At 35.5% G+C, this 18,928-nt stretch carries 15 protein-coding genes and 2 pseudogenes; 14 read left to right on the top strand and 3 right to left on the bottom strand.

The window, feature by feature from the left end; translation table 11 throughout:
* Nucleotides 1-82 precede the first annotated feature (82 nt).
* The gene (locus MUA51_RS07615) at nt 83-1,396 is read left to right on the top strand and encodes an ISL3 family transposase (RefSeq protein WP_262559205.1); all 1,314 of its coding nucleotides are present in this window, start codon (nt 83-85) and stop codon (nt 1,394-1,396) included.
* 513 nt (nt 1,397-1,909) lie between these two features.
* On the opposite strand, the gene putP is transcribed toward MUA51_RS07615, so the two are convergent.
* Nucleotides 1,910-3,454 carry a sodium/proline symporter PutP gene (gene putP / locus MUA51_RS07610; protein ID WP_262559204.1) on the bottom strand — a complete coding sequence of 515 codons (1,545 nt, stop codon included), beginning with the start codon at nt 3,452-3,454 and terminating at the stop codon, nt 1,910-1,912.
* A gap of 328 nt (nt 3,455-3,782) precedes the next feature.
* On the opposite strand from putP, the gene gatC reads away from it, so the two are divergent.
* The 10 genes and pseudogenes from gatC to MUA51_RS07560 all read left to right on the top strand — a co-directional run bounded on the left by gatC (nt 3,783) and on the right by MUA51_RS07560 (nt 14,050).
* Nucleotides 3,783-4,085 (top strand): Asp-tRNA(Asn)/Glu-tRNA(Gln) amidotransferase subunit GatC, encoded by a 303-nt coding sequence (gatC, locus tag MUA51_RS07605; RefSeq protein WP_262559203.1) that lies wholly within the window; start codon nt 3,783-3,785, stop codon nt 4,083-4,085.
* Between the two features lie 2 nt (nt 4,086-4,087).
* Nucleotides 4,088-5,548 (top strand): Asp-tRNA(Asn)/Glu-tRNA(Gln) amidotransferase subunit GatA, encoded by a 1,461-nt coding sequence (gatA, locus tag MUA51_RS07600; protein ID WP_262559202.1) that lies wholly within the window; start codon nt 4,088-4,090, stop codon nt 5,546-5,548.
* A gap of 14 nt (nt 5,549-5,562) precedes the next feature.
* Nucleotides 5,563-6,990 carry an Asp-tRNA(Asn)/Glu-tRNA(Gln) amidotransferase subunit GatB gene (gene gatB, locus MUA51_RS07595; protein ID WP_262559201.1) on the top strand — a complete coding sequence of 476 codons (1,428 nt, stop codon included), beginning with the start codon at nt 5,563-5,565 and terminating at the stop codon, nt 6,988-6,990.
* A 181-nt stretch (nt 6,991-7,171) separates the two neighbouring features.
* Nucleotides 7,172-8,116, top strand: coding sequence for a diacylglycerol kinase (locus MUA51_RS07590; RefSeq protein WP_262559200.1), 945 nt, complete (start codon nt 7,172-7,174; stop codon nt 8,114-8,116).
* Nucleotides 8,117-8,331: 215 nt separating this feature from the next.
* On the top strand, nt 8,332-9,696 hold the full coding sequence (rlmD, locus tag MUA51_RS07585) for a 23S rRNA (uracil(1939)-C(5))-methyltransferase RlmD (protein WP_262559199.1): 1,365 nt from the start codon (nt 8,332-8,334) through the stop codon (nt 9,694-9,696).
* A gap of 205 nt (nt 9,697-9,901) precedes the next feature.
* A complete protein-coding gene (locus tag MUA51_RS07580; protein ID WP_262559197.1) occupies nt 9,902-10,204 on the top strand; it encodes a type II toxin-antitoxin system RelB/DinJ family antitoxin in 303 nt (100 codons plus the stop codon).
* Nucleotides 10,204-10,527 (top strand): type II toxin-antitoxin system RelE/ParE family toxin, encoded by a 324-nt coding sequence (locus MUA51_RS07575; protein WP_262559196.1) that lies wholly within the window; start codon nt 10,204-10,206, stop codon nt 10,525-10,527. The genes MUA51_RS07580 and MUA51_RS07575 overlap by 1 nt, the downstream gene beginning before the upstream one ends.
* Before the next feature lie 248 nt (nt 10,528-10,775).
* On the top strand, nt 10,776-11,666 hold the full coding sequence (locus tag MUA51_RS07570; protein ID WP_262559195.1) for a Fic family protein: 891 nt from the start codon (nt 10,776-10,778) through the stop codon (nt 11,664-11,666).
* A 145-nt stretch (nt 11,667-11,811) separates the two neighbouring features.
* A pseudogene (locus MUA51_RS07565) lies at nt 11,812-12,957 on the top strand (IS3 family transposase).
* A gap of 286 nt (nt 12,958-13,243) precedes the next feature.
* Entirely contained in the window at nt 13,244-14,050 is an 807-nt protein-coding gene (locus tag MUA51_RS07560; protein ID WP_262559194.1) for an aldo/keto reductase, read from the top strand.
* Nucleotides 14,051-14,233: 183 nt separating this feature from the next.
* On the opposite strand, the gene MUA51_RS07555 is transcribed toward MUA51_RS07560, so the two are convergent.
* Complete coding sequence (locus MUA51_RS07555; protein ID WP_262559193.1) at nt 14,234-14,800, bottom strand: TetR/AcrR family transcriptional regulator; 567 nt, start codon at nt 14,798-14,800, stop codon at nt 14,234-14,236.
* A gap of 121 nt (nt 14,801-14,921) precedes the next feature.
* On the opposite strand from MUA51_RS07555, the pseudogene MUA51_RS07550 reads away from it, so the two are divergent.
* Nucleotides 14,922-16,256 (top strand): annotated as a pseudogene (locus tag MUA51_RS07550) (NtaA/DmoA family FMN-dependent monooxygenase).
* A 129-nt stretch (nt 16,257-16,385) separates the two neighbouring features.
* Here MUA51_RS07550 and MUA51_RS07545 read toward each other — a convergent pair.
* The gene (locus MUA51_RS07545; protein WP_262559192.1) at nt 16,386-16,922 is read right to left on the bottom strand and encodes a TetR/AcrR family transcriptional regulator; all 537 of its coding nucleotides are present in this window, start codon (nt 16,920-16,922) and stop codon (nt 16,386-16,388) included.
* Between the two features lie 195 nt (nt 16,923-17,117).
* Here MUA51_RS07545 and MUA51_RS07540 point away from each other — a divergent pair, with 195 nt between their 5' ends.
* Nucleotides 17,118-18,476 carry an NtaA/DmoA family FMN-dependent monooxygenase gene (locus tag MUA51_RS07540; RefSeq protein ID WP_262559191.1) on the top strand — a complete coding sequence of 453 codons (1,359 nt, stop codon included), beginning with the start codon at nt 17,118-17,120 and terminating at the stop codon, nt 18,474-18,476.
* Between the two features lie 132 nt (nt 18,477-18,608).
* A complete protein-coding gene (locus tag MUA51_RS07535; protein WP_262559190.1) occupies nt 18,609-18,878 on the top strand; it encodes a hypothetical protein in 270 nt (89 codons plus the stop codon).
* Nucleotides 18,879-18,928: the final 50 nt, after the last annotated feature.

The raw sequence follows: 18,928 nt of genomic DNA, 5'->3' as shown, positions 1-18,928 counted from the left end.
ATCATTTTGATACAAAAAAAGCGCTCATGCCTCTATAATTTTAAGTGCCTAAACAAAAAATGAGAGGAGACATGATGCGCCTATGTGTAATGATATATTAAAACTATTAAAAATAAAAGATGAAAATATTCAAGTTCTTAAAGTGGAAGAAGATGTAGAAGTGCGTGGTCAGCTTTCTACGGTTGTTTATGGAACACTTTCTTATACACCAAAGGCATGTATGAAGTGTGGTTGTGTCAATGACGGACAAATACATAAGCACGGTAAACGTGTTTCGCGTTTAACACTATTAAAATCTCAAGAGTCTAATGTTTATCTTAATTTAGCGAAAGAACGCTTTAAGTGTCTACATTGTTTAAAGACTTTTACGGCTCAAACAAACATTGTTGATAGTAATTGCTTTATTACTAACCGTGTGAAATTAGCGATTCAGGACAAACTCACACGTGTACAGTCTGAGATAGACATTGCTAATGATTGTAGTGTTTCACCAAGCACAGTTAAGAGATGTATTCACCATATCTCACAATCATTAATAGTAAAACCTTCATCTGGATTGCCTAAACATCTCTCCATAGATGAATTTAAAAGCGTTAAAAATGTGACAACAGCGATGAGTTTTCTGTTTATAAATAATGAAACGAATCAGATTATCGATATCTTAGAAGATAGACGTATTCACAAACTTAAAGAGTACTTCTATCGTTTTGATCGTCGTGAACGATTAGCTGTCAAAACGGTCACAGCCGATATGTATGAACCCTACATTAACTTCATTCATGAAGTATTCCCGAATGCGATTTTAATCTTTGATCGTTTTCACATTGTTCAGCACCTTAACCGTGAACTTAATAAGCAACGTATTTCTATAATGAATACTTGTCGCTATAAGTCATCAACAGATTACACGAAAATGAAAAAACACTGGAAACTTTTCCTTTCTGACAGACAAGATATCAACAGCTATGAATACTTTTGGTCGAAGTCCTTCAAAACGTATACGACATCAAGAGATATTTTAGAGTATCTATTAAATCTTGATCAGCAGCTCTATGACACATATATGTTAGTTCATCACCTTCGAGAAGCATTAAAACAATGTGATTGGTTACGTTTCAAAGAAACTTTAATGAGTGTTGATAAGAAGCATGTATCACGTGGTGTTTGGCGTGTCATTCGGTTCTATAAAAAATACGAGTATATCCTTTATTCAACAATTAAACACCCTAAGTTAAACAATGGAGCGATTGAAGGTATCAATAATAAAATTAAGCTTATTAAACGTGTATCATATGGCTATCGAAACTTTAATAACTTCAAGGCAAGGATACTGATTATTTTTAAGCTATATCAACGACGTAAAAAGGATAGTTTACTAATAAATAACGCTGCATAAATATATTACGTAGTAATCGCTATCTAATATGTCCTAACACACTTAGAGATGTGTATCTAAAATCATTTCTAATACGAGACGCCTAAGGCAACAAGCCGAACGGAAAATCCATTTTGGCTTCTTTTATTCAATAAAGCCAAAATTAGTTGAAGTGAGGCGCCTTGGCAAGCGAGTATTAAAGAAATGATGGTATAGAAAAAGCGCACAATTAATAATTAAACTGTACGCTTAAATGAATGTAGAGATGACTACATGTTATGATTAAGTTAAAAATAAAATTAGTTACTTTTTATTATCTGCCCACCACAAAAAATGGACTTCCAAAACTCCTAGCTCAGATGATGTAGCTGGGAGTTTTTTTGATTGTGACAGAAGTGTTTTGCATTTGAACCAATCGAGCGATGCACCAAATTGCTATTCAAATATTGCCGAAATCGTAGGAATGCTGTCGAGTATTCTGCATAAAAATCGGACGTTTACGCAAAATAGCGTAACGTCCGATACCCCTTTTGATTATTTTGCTTCACGAATTTGGCGTTTCACTTCGTTGAGATCACGTTCAACAAAGTCACCAGGTTTTTTCGTGATTTTTGATACAATGAAAGTCACAATCAAGCTTGCTAAGAAGCCAGGTATGATTTCATAAAGTGTGAAGAATTGATATGTTTCTCCGAGTGGATGTGCGAAGACAATCCATAAAATAACTGTTAACGCTCCGGCAACCATACCTGCAACGGCACCATCTCTTGTAAGACCTTTCCAATAAAGTGATAAGATCACAAGCGGTCCAAATGATGCACCGAATCCTGCCCAAGCATTCCCCACTAAGTTCAAGATCGTATCATTTGGTGACCAAGCAATGGCAATTGCTACTATGGCAACGATAACTACAGATAAACGTCCAACTAGAACGAATTCTTTTTCATGCGCCTTTGCATTTGCTTCTTTACCACGAATCAGCTTGTAAAAGTCTTCTGTTAATGAACTTGATGTTACAAGTAATTGAGAAGAAATCGTACTCATAATGGCTGCTAAAATTGCCGCTAATAAGAAACCGCCAATTAACGGGTGGAATAAGATTTGACCCATTAAAATAAACAATGTCTCTGGATCTTGTAGTTCAACACCTTGTGCTGGAACGAAAGCAATTCCAAGTAGACCAATCATAACGGCACCGAATAACCCAACTGCCATCCATGAGATTCCGATACGACGTGTTAATGTGAAGAGACTCACAGATCGGATACTCATAAAACGTACAAGGATATGTGGTTGACCGAAGTAACCAAGTCCCCATGCAAAAAATGAAATAATACCGATTACAGTTGTTCCACGGAAAAGGTCTAAGTTCGTTGGTTTTAGTTCAACGATTGTATCGAATGTATCGAGGCCATTTAATTTTAATAATGCAACAATTGGTACCATGATCATAGCCATAAGCATGATCACACCTTGGAAGAAGTCTGTAATTGATACTGCTAAGTAACCACCAAAGAAAGTATATAAAATAACAATAACAGCAACTAAAACAAGGCCAATGTGATAATTCAACCCGAATGCACTATCAAAAAGTTTACCGCCGGCTACGAAACCAGTATGAGTATACAATGTGAAGAAGACAACGATGATTGTACCTGAAATAATTTTGATGATGTTTGACTGATCGTTCAAACGATTGTTAAAAAAGTCAGGTAAAGTAATCGCATCTCCTGCAATTTCAGTATGTACACGTAATCGTGGTGCTACAATTAAGTAGTTAATATATGCTCCCAATGTCAAACCAATCGTAATCCAAAGTGCAGATAGCCCTGTTGAATATACTTCACCAGGTAACCCCATAATCATCCATCCACTCATGTCCGAGGCACCCGCTGAAAGTGCGGTAACCCATGGACCAATACTACGACCACCAAGCATGTACTCACTTAAGTTACTTGTTGCTTGTTTGTAGCCGTAAAAACCAATCACTAACAAAATGATAAAATAAACAGCTATCATAATGTAAGTTTGCCAGTTCGGATTGACCTGACTGGACAATGTTGCGCCTAATAAAAACATATTAAGTCCCCCTTTAGTTTTTTAGTGGCTTATAAGTATTATACAGTATACGGGGGATATGGAAAGTTCTTATTTAATAGATTTGATTGAAAATATACGAAGTGTAGCGATTTTTTATACATATTTAATCATTTTTAATCATTTTTCGAGAACTTGAATAGGAATTGAAGGTATTGCATTTAAAAAGCAATTTTTTCATTGCTCGGATTCTACTCAAATCCAAAGCGCTCCCTCCACATCCTCTCTATTATTAATTTGTTTAGATTTTTAGGGCAAAGTCTGATACAATTTGTAGATAAAAGAGTATTTTTAAGGAGGCTATATTTCAATGGCTGAAATTACACAAGCACAAGTCGAACATATCGCTAATCTTGCGCGATTGAATGTGACTGAAGAAGAGTCAACAGCGATGCAAGAAACTTTGGCGGGTATTTTAGATTTTTGTCATCAAATTGATTCAGTAAACACAGAAGATGTCAATCCAACAAACCACGTTTTAGATTTACAAAATGTTTTACGTGAAGATGTTGCAGTAACTGGATTGCCACAAGATAAAGCATTAGTGAATGCGAAAGAAGTTGAGGCAGGACAATTCAAGGTACCTGCTGTTATGAATGAGGAGGACGCATAAAGATGAGCATCCGTTATGAATCAATTGAAAATTTACAACAAATGATTAAGGATAATAAGATTAAGCCTTCAGAAATTGTCAACGATATCTATGACGCAATTGAAGAAACTGATCCAACAATTCAGTCATTTTTAGCATTAGATAAAGAAAATGCACTTAAAAAAGCAGCTGAACTTGATGAACTTCAAGCAAAAGGCGAAATGGACGGCAAGTTATTCGGTATTCCTATGGGGATTAAAGATAACATCATTACTGAAGGTTTAGAAACTACATGTGCAAGTAAGATGTTGGAAGGATTTGTACCGATCTATGATGCAACAGTTATGAAAAAACTTCATAACGAAAATGGTGTGTTAATCGGTAAAGTGAACTTAGATGAATTTGCAATGGGTGGCTCTACTGAAACGTCTTACTTCAAAAAGACAGTAAACCCATTTGATCACAAAGCGGTACCAGGTGGTTCTTCAGGTGGTTCTGCAGCAGCAGTTGCAGCAGGTCTTGTACCATTCACTTTAGGTACGGATACAGGTGGTTCAATCCGTCAACCAGCAGCCTACTGTGGTGTTGTAGGACTTAAACCAACATATGGCCGCGTATCTCGTTTTGGTCTTGTTGCATTCGCATCATCATTAGACCAAATTGGACCAATCACACGTAACGTTAAAGATAATGCCATTGTTTTAGAAGCCATCTCAGGTGAAGATGAAATGGATTCAACAAGTGCACCAGGCGTTGCAACAGACTTTACTGCTGATATCGGTAAAGATATTAAAGGTATGAAGATTGCATTACCAAAAGAGTATATCGGTGAAGGTGTCGATAGTGAAGTCAAAGAAGCTGTATTAAAAGCAGCTGAAACATTTAAATCATTAGGTGCAACAGTAGAAGAAGTGAGCTTACCACGTACATCTTCAGGTATCCCTTCATACTACGTGATTGCATCAGCTGAAGCATCATCAAACTTAGCACGTTTTGACGGTATTCGTTACGGTTATCATTCAAAAGATGCGAATACTTTAGAAGAGCTATACAAAATGTCTCGTAGTGAAGGTTTTGGTGAAGAAGTAAAACGCCGTATCTTCCTTGGAACATACGTATTAAGTTCAGGATACTACGATGCATACTACAAAAAAGCACAAAAAGTTCGTACGTTAATTAAAAATGACTTTGAAAATGTCTTCAAAGACTATGATGTTATTTTAGGACCAACAACACCAACAGTTGCATTTGATATTGGCGCTGAAATCAATGATCCGTTGACAATGTATGCGAACGACTTGTTAACAACACCTGTGAACTTAGCAGGTCTTCCAGGTATTTCTGTACCATGTGGCTTAGCAGAGAATGGACGCCCAATCGGCTTACAATTGATTGGTAAACCATTTGACGAAAAAACATTGTATCGTGTTGCGCATCAATATGAAACGCAATTCAATCTACACGACCAATATCAAAACTTATAAGGAGTGGCAAGCAAATGCATTTTGAAACAGTAATCGGGCTCGAAGTCCACGTTGAATTGAAAACAGACTCAAAAATGTTTTCGAATGCGCCAGTAGCATACGGTGCAGAGCCAAATACAAATACAAGCGTTATCGACCTTGCATATCCAGGTGTCCTACCAACAGTGAATAAGCGTGCGGTAGATTGGTCAATGCGTGCAGCGATGGCATTAAATATGGAGATTGCAACAGAGTCGAAGTTTGATCGTAAAAACTACTTCTATCCAGATAATCCAAAAGCGTATCAAATTTCACAATTAGACCAACCAATCGGTGAACACGGTCATATTGATATCGAAGTGAATGGTGAAACGAAACGTATCGGTATTACACGTCTTCACATGGAAGAAGATGCTGGTAAATCAACACATAAAAATGGTTACTCTCTTGTTGACTTAAACCGACAAGGTACACCATTAGTTGAGATCGTGTCAGAACCAGATATTCGCTCACCTGAAGAAGCATATGCGTACTTAGAAAAATTAAAATCAATCATCCAATATACGGGTGTTTCTGACTGTAAAATGGAAGAAGGTTCATTACGTTGTGATGCCAACGTATCAATCCGTCCAGTCGGCCAAAAAGAATTTGGTACGAAGGCAGAATTGAAAAACTTAAACTCATTTAACAACGTGCGTAAAGGTCTTGAATATGAAGTAAAACGTCAAGAAGAGGAATTGTTGAATGGTGGCGAAATCCTTCAAGAAACACGTCGTTTTGATGAGTCAACGGGCAAAACAATCTTAATGCGTGTAAAAGAAGCGTCAGATGATTACCGTTACTTCCCAGAACCTGATATTGTACCGTTGTACATTGATGAAGATTGGAAAGCACGTGTAAAAGCATCAATTCCTGAATTACCAGATGCACGTAAAGCTAAATACGTAGAACAATTTGGTTTGCCAGCGTATGATGCGCATGTCTTAACACTAACAAAAGAAATGTCTGATTTCTTTGAAGCGGCAGTTGCAGAAGGTGCTGACGTGAAGTTAACATCAAACTGGTTAATGGGTGGCGTGAACGAATACCTAAACAAAAATCAAATCGAACTTCAAGATACAGGTTTAACGCCAGAAAACTTAGCCGGTATGATCAAGTTAATTGAAGACGGTACGATGAGTAGTAAAATCGCTAAGAAAGTCTTCCCAGAACTTGCTGAAAATGGTGGAACAGCTGAACAAATTATGAAAGATAAAGGCCTTGTTCAAATCTCTGATGAAGGTGCAGTATTACAGTTTGTTCAAGATGCAATCGCAAATAACCCACAATCAGTTGAAGACTATAAAAATGGTAAAGGCAAAGCGATGGGCTTCTTAGTTGGTCAAATTATGAAGTTATCTAAAGGCCAAGCGAATCCACAACTTGCGAATAAATTATTGAAACAAGAACTCGATAAACAATAATCTTTGCTTAAACAGCACACTGTCAATCGTAGATTTACGTTCGGCAGTGTGTTTTCAATTTTGTTTAACACGTGACAATCACTAAAGAATTCTGTTCAATATTGAATGTTTTGGCTTTCTTTAAATTACAGATTGTTTTAATATTAACAATGAGTATATCAAAAATGATTGAGGGATATGAATGAGAAAACGTGCGAGGATTATATATAATCCAACATCTGGGAAAGAGCTTTTTAAACGCGCCTTACCTGATGTATTGGTGAAATTTGAACAAGCAGGCTTTGAGACCAGTGCATATGCGACCCAAAAAGCGGGAGATGCGACTGAAGAAGCTGCGCGTGCCATCAATGAACAGTATGATTTGATTGTTGCAGCAGGTGGAGATGGAACGCTCAATGAAGTCATCAATGGGATTGCAGAAAAGCCCAATCGCCCAAAATTAGGCTTAATCCCAATGGGAACAGTTAATGACTACGGACGTGCATTACATTTGCCAACAGATATTTTTGAAGCAGTAGATGTGATTTTAGACGGCAAAACAATACAAGTAGATATTGGAAAGATGAACAATCGATACTTTATCAATGTTGCTGCTGGAGGTAAAATTACAGAAGTTTCGTATGAAGCGCCAAGCAAGTTAAAGACAATTGTCGGGCCGTTTGCGTATTATATTAAAGGTTTTGAGATGTTGCCACAAATGCACCCAGTTGATGTGCGTATCGAATATGATGGCGAAGTATTTGAAGGTGAGATTACCTTATTTTTACTCGGCTTGACGAATTCGATGGCAGGATTTGAAAAACTTGTTCCTGATGCAAAGCTCGATGATGGTATGTTTACATTACTAATCGTTGAAAAAGCGAGTTTAGCTGAATTGGGTCACATTATGACCTTAGCTTCACGTGGTGAACACACGAAACATCCAAAAGTTCACTATATTAAGGCGCAATCTGTTAATATTTCATCTTTAGCAGAGATGCCACTGAATGTTGATGGAGAATATGGCGGACAATTGCCAGCTAACTTCTTGAACTTAGTAAGACACATTGAAGTGTTTTCTCCTGCAAATGTAGATAATGAATTATTGATTGAAGAACCTAAGAACACAGATGATCTATTTGATTAGAGCGATTGAAATCTCGCTTTAGCACACTGTATGAGACAAAGCGTTTATCTAATAGTGATCATGTAATAAGTTAAATGGCAGTAGGGAGCTGAAATGGAAAATTATTTCACTTCTAGACACTTTGTCGGAGTGGGACAATGAAAGCTTATATTTGAAGAGGCTTTCTATTCCACTCCCTTTTTCTGCTAACTATGGTATGAAGAGAGTGAAATATTTTGGCAATCGTTGAAAAAAATGAAGTATATGAAGGACATGTTGTAGATCTAACACATGAAGGCCACGGTGTTGTAAAAGTAGATCGATACCCAATCTTTATCCCGCATGCTTTAACAAATGAAAAAATCCGGTATAAAGTGATCAAAGTAAACAAAAATTATGGTTTTGGCAAACTTGTTGATATTTTAGAAGAAAGTGATGAACGTGTTCAACCACCATGTGTTTATTATGACAAATGTGGTGGCTGTCAGTTACAGCACTTGTCATATGAAGCACAGCTCAATATGAAGCGTGAACAAGTTGTTAATTTATTCCACCGTAAAGGGAAAATGACAGATGTTCCGATACACCCAACTGTCGGAATGGAGAATCCATGGCATTATCGTAATAAAACACAGATTCCTGTCGGTTCAACAAAAGACGGAGACGTTCAAATGGGTTTTTATCGACAACGAAGTCATGACATTATTGATATGGACACATGTCTAATTCAAGACGATATTCAAAATGACATTATGCGTGAAATTAAACAATGGGTACAAACTTATAACATCCCAACGTACAATGAACAGCGTCATAAAGGCTTATTACGTCATGTTGTGATTCGGATTGGGCATTTCACTAATGAAGTGATGGTAATTTTTGTGGTGAACGGTAAGCATTTGCCACATGCACAAACCATTATTGATACATTAACAGATAAATTCACAGCTGTTACAAGTGTAAAGGTGAATATACATCGTGAAAAATCAAATGTTATTATGGGATCGACATCTCATACGTTGTACGGTAAAGACTATATTGAAGACACATTGAACAATATTCACTTTGAAATTAGTGATTTATCCTTTTACCAAATCAACGTCACACAAACTCAAAAACTATATCAATTGGCAGTTGACTATGCGCAATTATCAGGAAATGAAGTTGTATTAGATGCATACTGTGGTATAGGAACAATTGCGTTATCCATGGCTGACAAAGCGAAACATGTCTATGGCGTAGAAGTTGTACCAGAAGCGATTGAAGATGCCAAACGCAACGCCCAAAATAATCACTATGACAATACCACATTTGTTGCAGGACCAGCTGAAAAAGTGATTTTGGACTGGCAACGTGAAGGCATTCAACCTGATGTCGTCACAGTTGATCCACCACGAAAAGGATGCGATCCGACCTTTATTGAAACGTTAAAAGCATTAGCACCGGAACGTATTGTATACGTTTCTTGCAATCCAAGTACGCAATTACGAGATGTAGAACTATTAAAAGAGCAATATCAAATCAAAGAAATCACACCCGTAGATATGTTCCCACATACAACACATGTTGAGACAGTTGCATTGTTGGAGCGTAGATCATAAGAGATGAAAGAGTTAGATACCAAAATCTAGCTCTTTTTTTTAGATTTATTATTTCAGTTTATGAGGGGATGACACGGGGACTGCCTAAAATATACTAAAACAACGTGAATTTAGGGAGCATTAACCCCAAAGAACTATTTATAAAGTTGTTGTATTGCAATATACGATACAATATTCTATGATGTCACTAAGGAGGCGGATTGATATGTCAGTTAATAAAACCGCAAATGTAAATGTAAGAATACAAGAAAATGTAAAACAACAAGCTGAAGAGATTTTAGATAGTATGGGAATCTCTAGAGCTACCGCGATAGATATGTTTTACAGACAGATAATCTTTAATAACGGTATTCCATTCCCTCTAAAAGCACCTAAAAATATGCCAACAAAAGAAAATATGGATGAAGAAGCATTTAATTCATTAATGGCGAATGGTTATGCACAGGCAATACAAGGAGATACTTACAGTATAGATGAAGTCTTTGAAGAACTTGAAAGAGGTTTGTAATGGATAAGTATAAGATAAGACTTACAAAGCAAGCAAAAGAACATCTTACGCTTATAAGAGAATATATTGTTACAGAATTAAAAGCGCCGAGTATTGCGAAGCAGGTTTTGAACTTATTAAAATTTGAGATATATTCTTTGGAAACAATGCCACAGCGTTTTAAATGTATCGAAGAAGTTCCATGGAGAGATTTAGGATTTAGGAAATTTCGAGTAAAAAATTATTATATTTACTTTCAGATAGATGATAAAAAGAAAGAAGTTCAAATTATTGCAATTATATATATTAAAATGGATCAGGAAAGACAGCTGAAAAATTTGTAACTACTTACTTATTAGTTTTTACAAAATTACCCAAATATATTTTTAGATATAATTAATGTATATCGAGACAGTCGTATAGTTAGGATATAAAAATAAGAGATGAGAGAGTTAGATGCTAAAATCTAGCTCTTTTTATTTATAAATCTTATGGATTATTCCGTTAAATAGAAAATATTATTCCGATAATCCATCTATTGTTCCGACCTAAAGTGTAATATGTCATGAAAGAGAGGTGTCTGATGATGTACATGTCAGTAAAACAAGCCTCAGAACTTTGGGGAATATCTGATAGACGGATACGTATCTTATGTAAGGAAGGGAGAATACCTGGTGTCATTAAAGAAGGACGTCAGTGGAAAATACCTTCAGATGCCCAAAAACCTTCTGATGCTAGATTAAAAAAAGCGGAGAGTCTCTATTCTGATATTAAGAATAAAATGCAACAGCTCACAAAGCTACGTTCGTTGACAGCTGGCGAATTAGAGCGCTTAAATGAAGAGTTTATGGTTGAGTATATTTATAATTCTAATGCAATTGAAGGGAATAGTTTAACATTACGTGAAACAGACCTTGTTTTACGAGGCTTAACGATTGATCAAAAACCTTTGAAGGATCATATGGAAGCAATTGGACATCGTGAAGCTTTTCGATACGTTAAATCGCTTGTCTCTGAACAATTAGCATTAACTGAATCGGTGATTAAAAATATTCATTACTTGGTTTTATCCGACAAAATGGATGATCGTGGGGTTTATCGTAAAGTACCAGTTCGTATTTTAGGGGCTGTAAATGTCCCTGCGCAGCCATATATGATAGAACCTCTAATGGAACAATTATTAACGGACTACTCAAATAGTACAGAAAAACTAATAACTAAAATTGCACGATTTCATATTGGGTTTGAAAGTATTCATCCGTTTATTGATGGAAATGGACGAACGGGCAGGCTACTTGTGAATTTAGAGTTGATGAAAGCAGGGTATCCACCAATTGATATCAAATTTACAGATAGATTGGCATACTATAATGCCATTGAAATGTATCATTCCAAAGGGACATTATCAGCAATGGAAGATATATTTGCGAAATATATCAATGAGATGTTAGAAAGATATTTAGAAATTTTAAGTAATAGTTAAGAAATAAATAAAGCATATTGTTTGAAACTATCTGAAATACAGCAAAAAAGCTATGAAGTCACTGAGCTGACCCCATATAGTGGGAACTTTATAAAAACACTTTCGTTGAATTCAGTTAAAATGAATTTACGGAGGTGTTTTTTCTATGCGCAGAGTGGCGTATTCAGTTGAAACAAAGTTTAAAGCAGTGAAGATGAAAGCAGAAGGTTATACAACTAAAGAAATTATGTGTGAATTAAATATTAGAAATAGCACACAGGTAAAAACATGGTGGAGATGGTATAGAAAGAAAGGGTGAAACATATCGATTTAGTCAACAAGTAGGCAAACAATACTCCTATAATAAAGGATTAGTGGAACTTTCTGAACTGGAACAATTAAAGTTAAAGAATAGAAGAAATCAAGCCGAAATAGATATTTTAAAAAAGTACAAGGAATTGGAAAGGAAGTGGTACCTGAAGTAGTGATAGAATTAGTGGATGAGTTAAAGCACAGGCATCCTGTGAAGCTGATTTTGGAAGTGTTGAATGTCCCTAAATCAAATTACTACCGTTGGAAAAATAAGAAGAAAACGGAAGATACAACAGTTAAAAAGGTTAAGGAATTATGTGAAGATAATCATTACACGTACGGCTATCGCAAGATAACTGCTCTGATGAATCAGGCCTCTAAACAACCGATAAACCATAAACGTGTACAAAGAATTATGAGAGAAAATAATTTGAATTGTAGAGTTAGAATTAAGAAATCTAAACGTCGAGGGAAGGCATATTATCTTACAAGCAATAAACTGAATGGTAACTTTAGAGCAAATCAACCTCTACAAGTACTGACTACTGATATTACGTATCTTCCCTTTGGTAATTCAATGTTGTATTTATCTTCAATCATCGATTTATATAACGGTGAAATTGTGGCTTATAAGATTAGCGATACACAAGATCAAAGTTTGGTAAATGACACCTTAAACCAAATTGATATTCCAGAAGGATGTCTACTTCATAGCGATCAAGGAAGCGTCTATACATCGCATGCTTACTACCAATTATGCGAAGAAAAGGGCATTATCAGAAGTATGTCTCGCAAAGGTACACCTGCTGATAACGCCCCGATAGAATGTTTCCATTCCTCGCTAAAGTGTGAAACATTTTATCTTAACAATGAGTTAAATAACTCTAATTTCATTGTAAAGGATATTGTCGAAAAGTACATTGAAAACTATAATAATAATCGAATTCAACAAAAATTAGGCTACTTATCCCCTGTGCAATACAGAAAATTAGCAGCCTAATTCAAGTGTTTTTATGTGAGTCCCATATTAAGGGTGCAGTGCCTCACCTGATTTCATAGGTTTTTTTGACTTTTTTGCCAACTAGGATATCTATTAAAGTCACTGATATAAATTCTTGAAATTGTTGTCCTAATAAACCTTAAATTGTTGTACTAGGCTCACAATTTGGATTAATGATGGCTTTTAAATAGCGGATTTTTTGATAAAAAGAATTTATGTTATAGAATTTGTGTATATGATGATTATATTTCGAGATGTTCATGGTTGAAATTATTGGAGGGATCATATGGAACATTTAACGTTAAACACAGGTGCAAAAATACCTTTAGTCGGGTTAGGTACATGGGATTTGAGAGATGAAACTTGTGTTTCTCTAGTATCAGAAGCTATACGATTAGGGTATAGACTTATTGATACAGCACAAATGTATGATAATGAAAAGGAAGTCGGTCAAGGTATTGCTCAAACAAATGTAGATCGTGATGATTTATTTATTACGACGAAGTTAGATAGTCGGAGTAATGGATATAAACAAGCACTAGAGGGGATATCTCGTTCATTAGATAACTTGAACTTGGACTATGTTGATCTTCTGTTAGTTCATGAACCGTATTCAAACGACTTAGCGATGTACGAAGCTTTGTCAGAAGCTTATCATGATGGGAAAGTTAAAGCAATCGGTATTTCCAATTATAATCAGAAGCGATTTGAACAGTTTCTCAAAAATGTAGATATCATTCCGGCAGTCAATCAAGTAGAATGTCATTTACAGTTTCAAAAATGGGTATTACAACAAAAGTTGAAAGAACATGGAACGATTATGCAAGCATGGTCACCACTTAGTCAAGGGAAGCTTGGCTTTGAAAAACAACCAGAATTCCTTCAACTTTCGGAAAAATACAAGAAATCACCTGCGCAAATTGTATTGCGATTTTTAACACAACGTGGGATATCAGTGATTCCTAAAACGAGACGTATTGAGTGCTTAGAAGAAAATATGTCTATATTTGATTTTCAATTATTGCCTGAAGAAATGAATCTGCTTAAATCTTTAGATAAAGATACAACGTTATTTTCATGGACAGAGTATTAATTAAAATTATATAAGATGTAAAAACTTAGGATTTGAGTGGAACCAAACGATGAGTAAAATGACTGTTTCAATTTTGCTGAAATGATTGTATTTCTATACAAATCCTATTTTTATGAAGTGTATCAGTTTCCTTCGTTCTTAACGTAATGATGTCTAAATATCTGTAACATTAAATATTTATACCTATAATAGATTATTTTCAGAATCGGTATTTTGAAAGGTAATATTAAAAAGTTTTTCTTTTGCTTCTTCTAATGTGTACTCAGTATGAACGACCCAATATTCGATGAAGCCAACTATGCCACTCGTCGTGTAATGAATGTAGTCTAAATCAGGATCATGGTTCATGGTTTTTGAATAAGCACACATCGCTTCAACCATACTATCCTTTAAACTATCAGAAAAATGAACCTGCTTGTTGCCCAATAATTGTGACAAAATAGCACGATGTTTTTCTACAGTACTTAAGATATTCGATAAATATTCTTTAGATTCTGCAACGCCAATATCAGAAATGTTTTCAACGACAGGACGACAACTTTCTTCAATATCTACAATAATATCCATAAGAATGGCATGATATAGATTTTCTTTACTTTCATAGTGTAAATAAAAAGCATTTCTAGAACATTTGGCTAACTGACATATATCAGTGACAGTAATTTTTCGGTATGCTTTTTCTTTTAATAATGTTAATAGGGCAGTTCTCAAACTTTCTTCTACTCTTCTAAATCTCAAATCTTGATTCATTATGAACTCCTTTAAAGATTTTAAGTGACACTTAGGACAAATGTGTAAATTGACCAATTTATGTTACAAGTGTACAATAACTTACTACAAAAATAAATATTATGTATAGGGAGAAATAAACATGGCAGATAATAAAAAACAAATGATGCTAGGATTAGCTATGTTTGGCGTACCTGGTCTAAGTATGAGATCTTGGACAGATCCAAAAATAAACTTTGAAAAATACCCTGACTTATCATATGACATTAAGGCTGCGCAGTTAGCAGAAAAAGGGAAGTTCCAATTTATGTTCTTCGGTGATTTTCCAGGAACAAAAGAAACGGACAATGGAAAAGCACAAACGATGGGTGTCGATCCTTTATTGATTGCAACAGTGATTGCACACAATACCAAACATATAGGTATGGCAATTACAAAGGCGACATCTTGGAATAGTGTTTATGAAATTGCGAGACAATTCAAATCACTAGATGTTATTAGTAATGGACGTACCGCTTGGAATGCTGTGACAGGTGCGAATGGAGTAAGCGCCAATGCTTATGGTATTAACTTATCACCGAGTTTTGATCGTTATGGAAAAGCTTATGAATTTACAGAAGCGGTTCAAACATTATGGGGCACTTGGGCTGAAGATGCTTTAAAGCTAGATAGAGAAAATAAAATTTTTGCTGACTATGATAAAGTGGAATCAGTCTCTATAAAAGGGAAATATGTTGAAAGCACAGGCACATTGCCAATACCGCCTTCAAAACAAGGGCAACCCGTTATTTTCCATTCAGGTGGTTCTGGCAATAGTATCGCTTATGCAGGGAAATATGCGAATGCGATGATTGGAGAAGTTTAGACAATTGAGCAAGGTAGAGAAACACGTCATGCTTTGAGACAAACTGCTATTGAAAACGGTCGTGACCCAGAAGAAATTAAATTTATCGCAGGTGTGATGCCATTAATAGGAGATACGAAGAAAGAAGCATTAGATCGTCATGCTCAATTTATTGATGAACAAACATTTTATCAAAGAATCGCACAAATCGGTTATGCTTTAGGCGTGCAATTTACAATGGCTGATATTGATAAGCCAATTGATACCGACATTCTAAATAATGTCGTGATTACACCGTATAGTGATCCTAGAATTGAAAATATTATAAAAGTTGCACGTGAAGGTTGGACATTACGCTACGTTGTTTACCACTCAGTTATCGATTACCATCCAGCGGCAGTTGGGACACCAGAAGATATTGCAGACTATTTAACTGACTGGTTTGAACAAGGTGGGGCAGATGGCTTTTGGGTCATGCCGAATGTTTACGAAGTTGACTTACCACGATTTGTAGATGAAGTTGTACCGATTCTACAAGAAAGAGGTATTTTCCATAAGGATTATGAGGGCGATACGTTAAGAGAAAACTTTGGTATCCCATATCAGTATGGTGTAAAAAAGGGAGATAAATAATCTATTAGTTATTGTATCTACACTATTAATTCCGCGCTTTTAGTGTGTAAAGACAACGTAATATTAATATCGATAATAAAAAGTAGTGATCATCCAACTGTAAAGAAAGGATTTTCACTACTTTTAATTTTAATATCTAAAATGAATGGCCTCATCTAATTCTTCTTGTGCTTCTTCAAGTGACAAATCTTGTTGTAACCAATGGAGAACATACCCAATGATACCATTCATGAAAAAGACTAAAAAACTAGTATTAATTGGGTGTTTCAATCTTTTTGCTTCTCGTGAACTCGCTTCAAGTAATACTTCAACTAAACGCTGAGAAAAGGACCATTGTTCTTGTGATAACAGAATTTTTATTACTGATTGATGTTCATAAATAGCACTTAAAATATTATCTGTGTATTTCTTAGATTCTTTACGACCAATCTGTCTATAATCTTTCACAACGGGTTCACAACCGGCTTCAATACTTTCTACAATTTCTTCAATAATTGCATCTAATAAATGTTCCTTACTATCATAATGGAGATAAAACGTATTGCGAGAGCAGTCAGCTAATTCGCAAATCTCCTTGACTGAAATAGTAGGGAACTTTTTATATTGGAGTAAAGTTAAAATTGCTTGTTTAATATGTTTCTCACTTTTAAGAAATCGTTTGTCCATAATAGCCCCTTTTCTATGACATTTTAAAAATTTTGTCACTTATAGGACAGATGTTAATTAATTGTCCTTGTTGGATATATGTGACAGGTGTACTATACATTCTATAAGACAGAGCAATTAATCGCAATGACTTAATAGTGAACGTAAAGGTCATTGCTAATTATTAAATCGCTTTTATGAGAGAGGGAAAATAAGATGAATGATTATTTAAATAATGATAATAAAAAAATGAACATTGCAATGCAGTTAGTCACTGGATACGGCGGTGAGTCTTTGACATGGCGTTTTAAAGATTCAGATCCCAAAGCATATACGAATGTTAAAACATTTATTGAACTTGCGAAACAAGCAGAAAAAGGAAAGATTGATACATTATTTATTGCTGATACACCCGCAAAAGTAGGGGCAGGTGTAAACGGCATGCTCGAACGTAAAACACCTAACTTTGTCATGGAACCGATGACCTTACTATCAGCAGTTGCGGCACATACTGAAAAAATCGGACTTGTTGCAACTTATTCAACAACATACAACTTACCGTATAACTTGGCACGTCAATTGAAAGCGTTAGATGTCATGAGTGGCGGTCGTGCAGGATGGAATGTTGTTACAACAGGAACACGTGAAGTTGCTTATAACTTTGGTAATGACCCACTTCCAGATACGACAACACGTTATGAAATGGCGGATGATATGGTTCATGCCGTTCAATCACTTTGGGGAAGCTTTGACGAGAATGCTTATATTGTCGATCAAGAATCAGGGCAGTTTATTGATGACTCAGAAGTAAAGGCTGTAAACTATCAAGGCAAGTATTACCAAACGAAAGGGCCACTTCCAATTCCAGCAAGTCCACAAGGTCAACCACCGTTATTCCAAGCGGGCCCTAGTCCTGAAGGGATTGAATTGGCAGGCAAATATGCAAGTGGTGTGTACGCAAATCCATTTACAATTGCAGAAGCAAGATATTATCGTAATTTATTAAAAGAAAGTGCCGTTAGACATGGTAGAAAAGCGGATGATATTAAAACGTTTACTGGCTTAATGGTTGCTGTGGCAGACACATATGAAGAAGCGATGGAGCGACGTCGTGAGTTATTAAGCTATATGACACCACAAGAATTTGAAGGTCAAATGCGTTATCTATCAGGTATGATTGGTATTAACTTATTACAACTTGATTGGGATAAACCATTACCAAAGTCAATCAGCGATCAAGCGGTACCGAATCATCATGATCCACGTTCAGCCAAGGCTGTGAAATTGATCCAAGAGGGATTAAGCCCAAGAGATGTGTTAGCACGTGGTGCCATCTATTATCATCCGGTAGTTGTTGGAACAGGTGAAGATGTTGCTGATTTTATGGAAGAGTGGTTCAAATCTGGTGCGACAGACGCATTTAACGTTGTACCGCATAGCCAAAAAGACGTAAAAGAATTCGTTGAAAAGGTTGTACCGATTCTTCAAGAGCGCGGGCTTTTCCATGAAGATTATGAAGGTTCAACATTACGTGAACATTTAAACATTGAAAAAGAATATGGAATCACAAACTAAGAATTAAAATATTATTAAGGAACACGTATGGAATTTTTAAAATACGTGTTCCTTTTGTTATATTTGATTCAAACAACCATACTCTTGACAGTGTTGTTGATAAATATAATCAGACAATAGGGAGATTTAATTATGGAAATGAACTTACCTGATAAATGTAATAATGCTCCGAAACAAAAAGTCTTATTTAATTATGTGAAGGAACAAATGTTAAATATGAAAATGGATACTGTTAATGTTATCTATTTGATGTCTCATGGAAAGATGGCATCCATCTTATGTATGGCTTATAAGGACAATGAAACTTTTAAAGTTGCCTATTTTGCAGAATTTCAAAATCATAAAAAAGATAGTGATATTAATGAAGTGACATCTATGATTGAAAAGATTTCTAGTGAATAATGTCTAAACGCATCTGTTTTGAACGATAGCTATTATTGTACAACTGTATA

Source organism: Staphylococcus sp. IVB6214 (assembly GCF_025558585.1).
Lineage (GTDB): Bacteria > Bacillota > Bacilli > Staphylococcales > Staphylococcaceae > Staphylococcus.
This window is presented reverse-complemented; position numbering and strand designations above follow the sequence as displayed.

Coding starts and splice junctions, on each gene's coding strand:
- MUA51_RS07540 (WP_262559191.1), top strand. CDS start 17,118: ATGAATGATTATTTAAATAATGATAATAAAAAAATGAACATTGCAATG.
- gatA (WP_262559202.1), top strand. CDS start 4,088: ATGAGCATCCGTTATGAATCAATTGAAAATTTACAACAAATGATTAAG.
- MUA51_RS07575 (WP_262559196.1), top strand. CDS start 10,204: ATGGATAAGTATAAGATAAGACTTACAAAGCAAGCAAAAGAACATCTT.
- MUA51_RS07590 (WP_262559200.1), top strand. CDS start 7,172: ATGAGAAAACGTGCGAGGATTATATATAATCCAACATCTGGGAAAGAG.
- MUA51_RS07545 (WP_262559192.1), bottom strand. CDS start 16,922: ATGGACAAACGATTTCTTAAAAGTGAGAAACATATTAAACAAGCAATT.
- gatC (WP_262559203.1), top strand. CDS start 3,783: ATGGCTGAAATTACACAAGCACAAGTCGAACATATCGCTAATCTTGCG.
- MUA51_RS07535 (WP_262559190.1), top strand. CDS start 18,609: ATGGAAATGAACTTACCTGATAAATGTAATAATGCTCCGAAACAAAAA.
- MUA51_RS07615 (WP_262559205.1), top strand. CDS start 83: ATGTGTAATGATATATTAAAACTATTAAAAATAAAAGATGAAAATATT.
- MUA51_RS07580 (WP_262559197.1), top strand. CDS start 9,902: ATGTCAGTTAATAAAACCGCAAATGTAAATGTAAGAATACAAGAAAAT.
- putP (WP_262559204.1), bottom strand. CDS start 3,454: ATGTTTTTATTAGGCGCAACATTGTCCAGTCAGGTCAATCCGAACTGG.
- MUA51_RS07555 (WP_262559193.1), bottom strand. CDS start 14,800: ATGAATCAAGATTTGAGATTTAGAAGAGTAGAAGAAAGTTTGAGAACT.
- MUA51_RS07560 (WP_262559194.1), top strand. CDS start 13,244: ATGGAACATTTAACGTTAAACACAGGTGCAAAAATACCTTTAGTCGGG.
- gatB (WP_262559201.1), top strand. CDS start 5,563: ATGCATTTTGAAACAGTAATCGGGCTCGAAGTCCACGTTGAATTGAAA.
- MUA51_RS07570 (WP_262559195.1), top strand. CDS start 10,776: ATGTCAGTAAAACAAGCCTCAGAACTTTGGGGAATATCTGATAGACGG.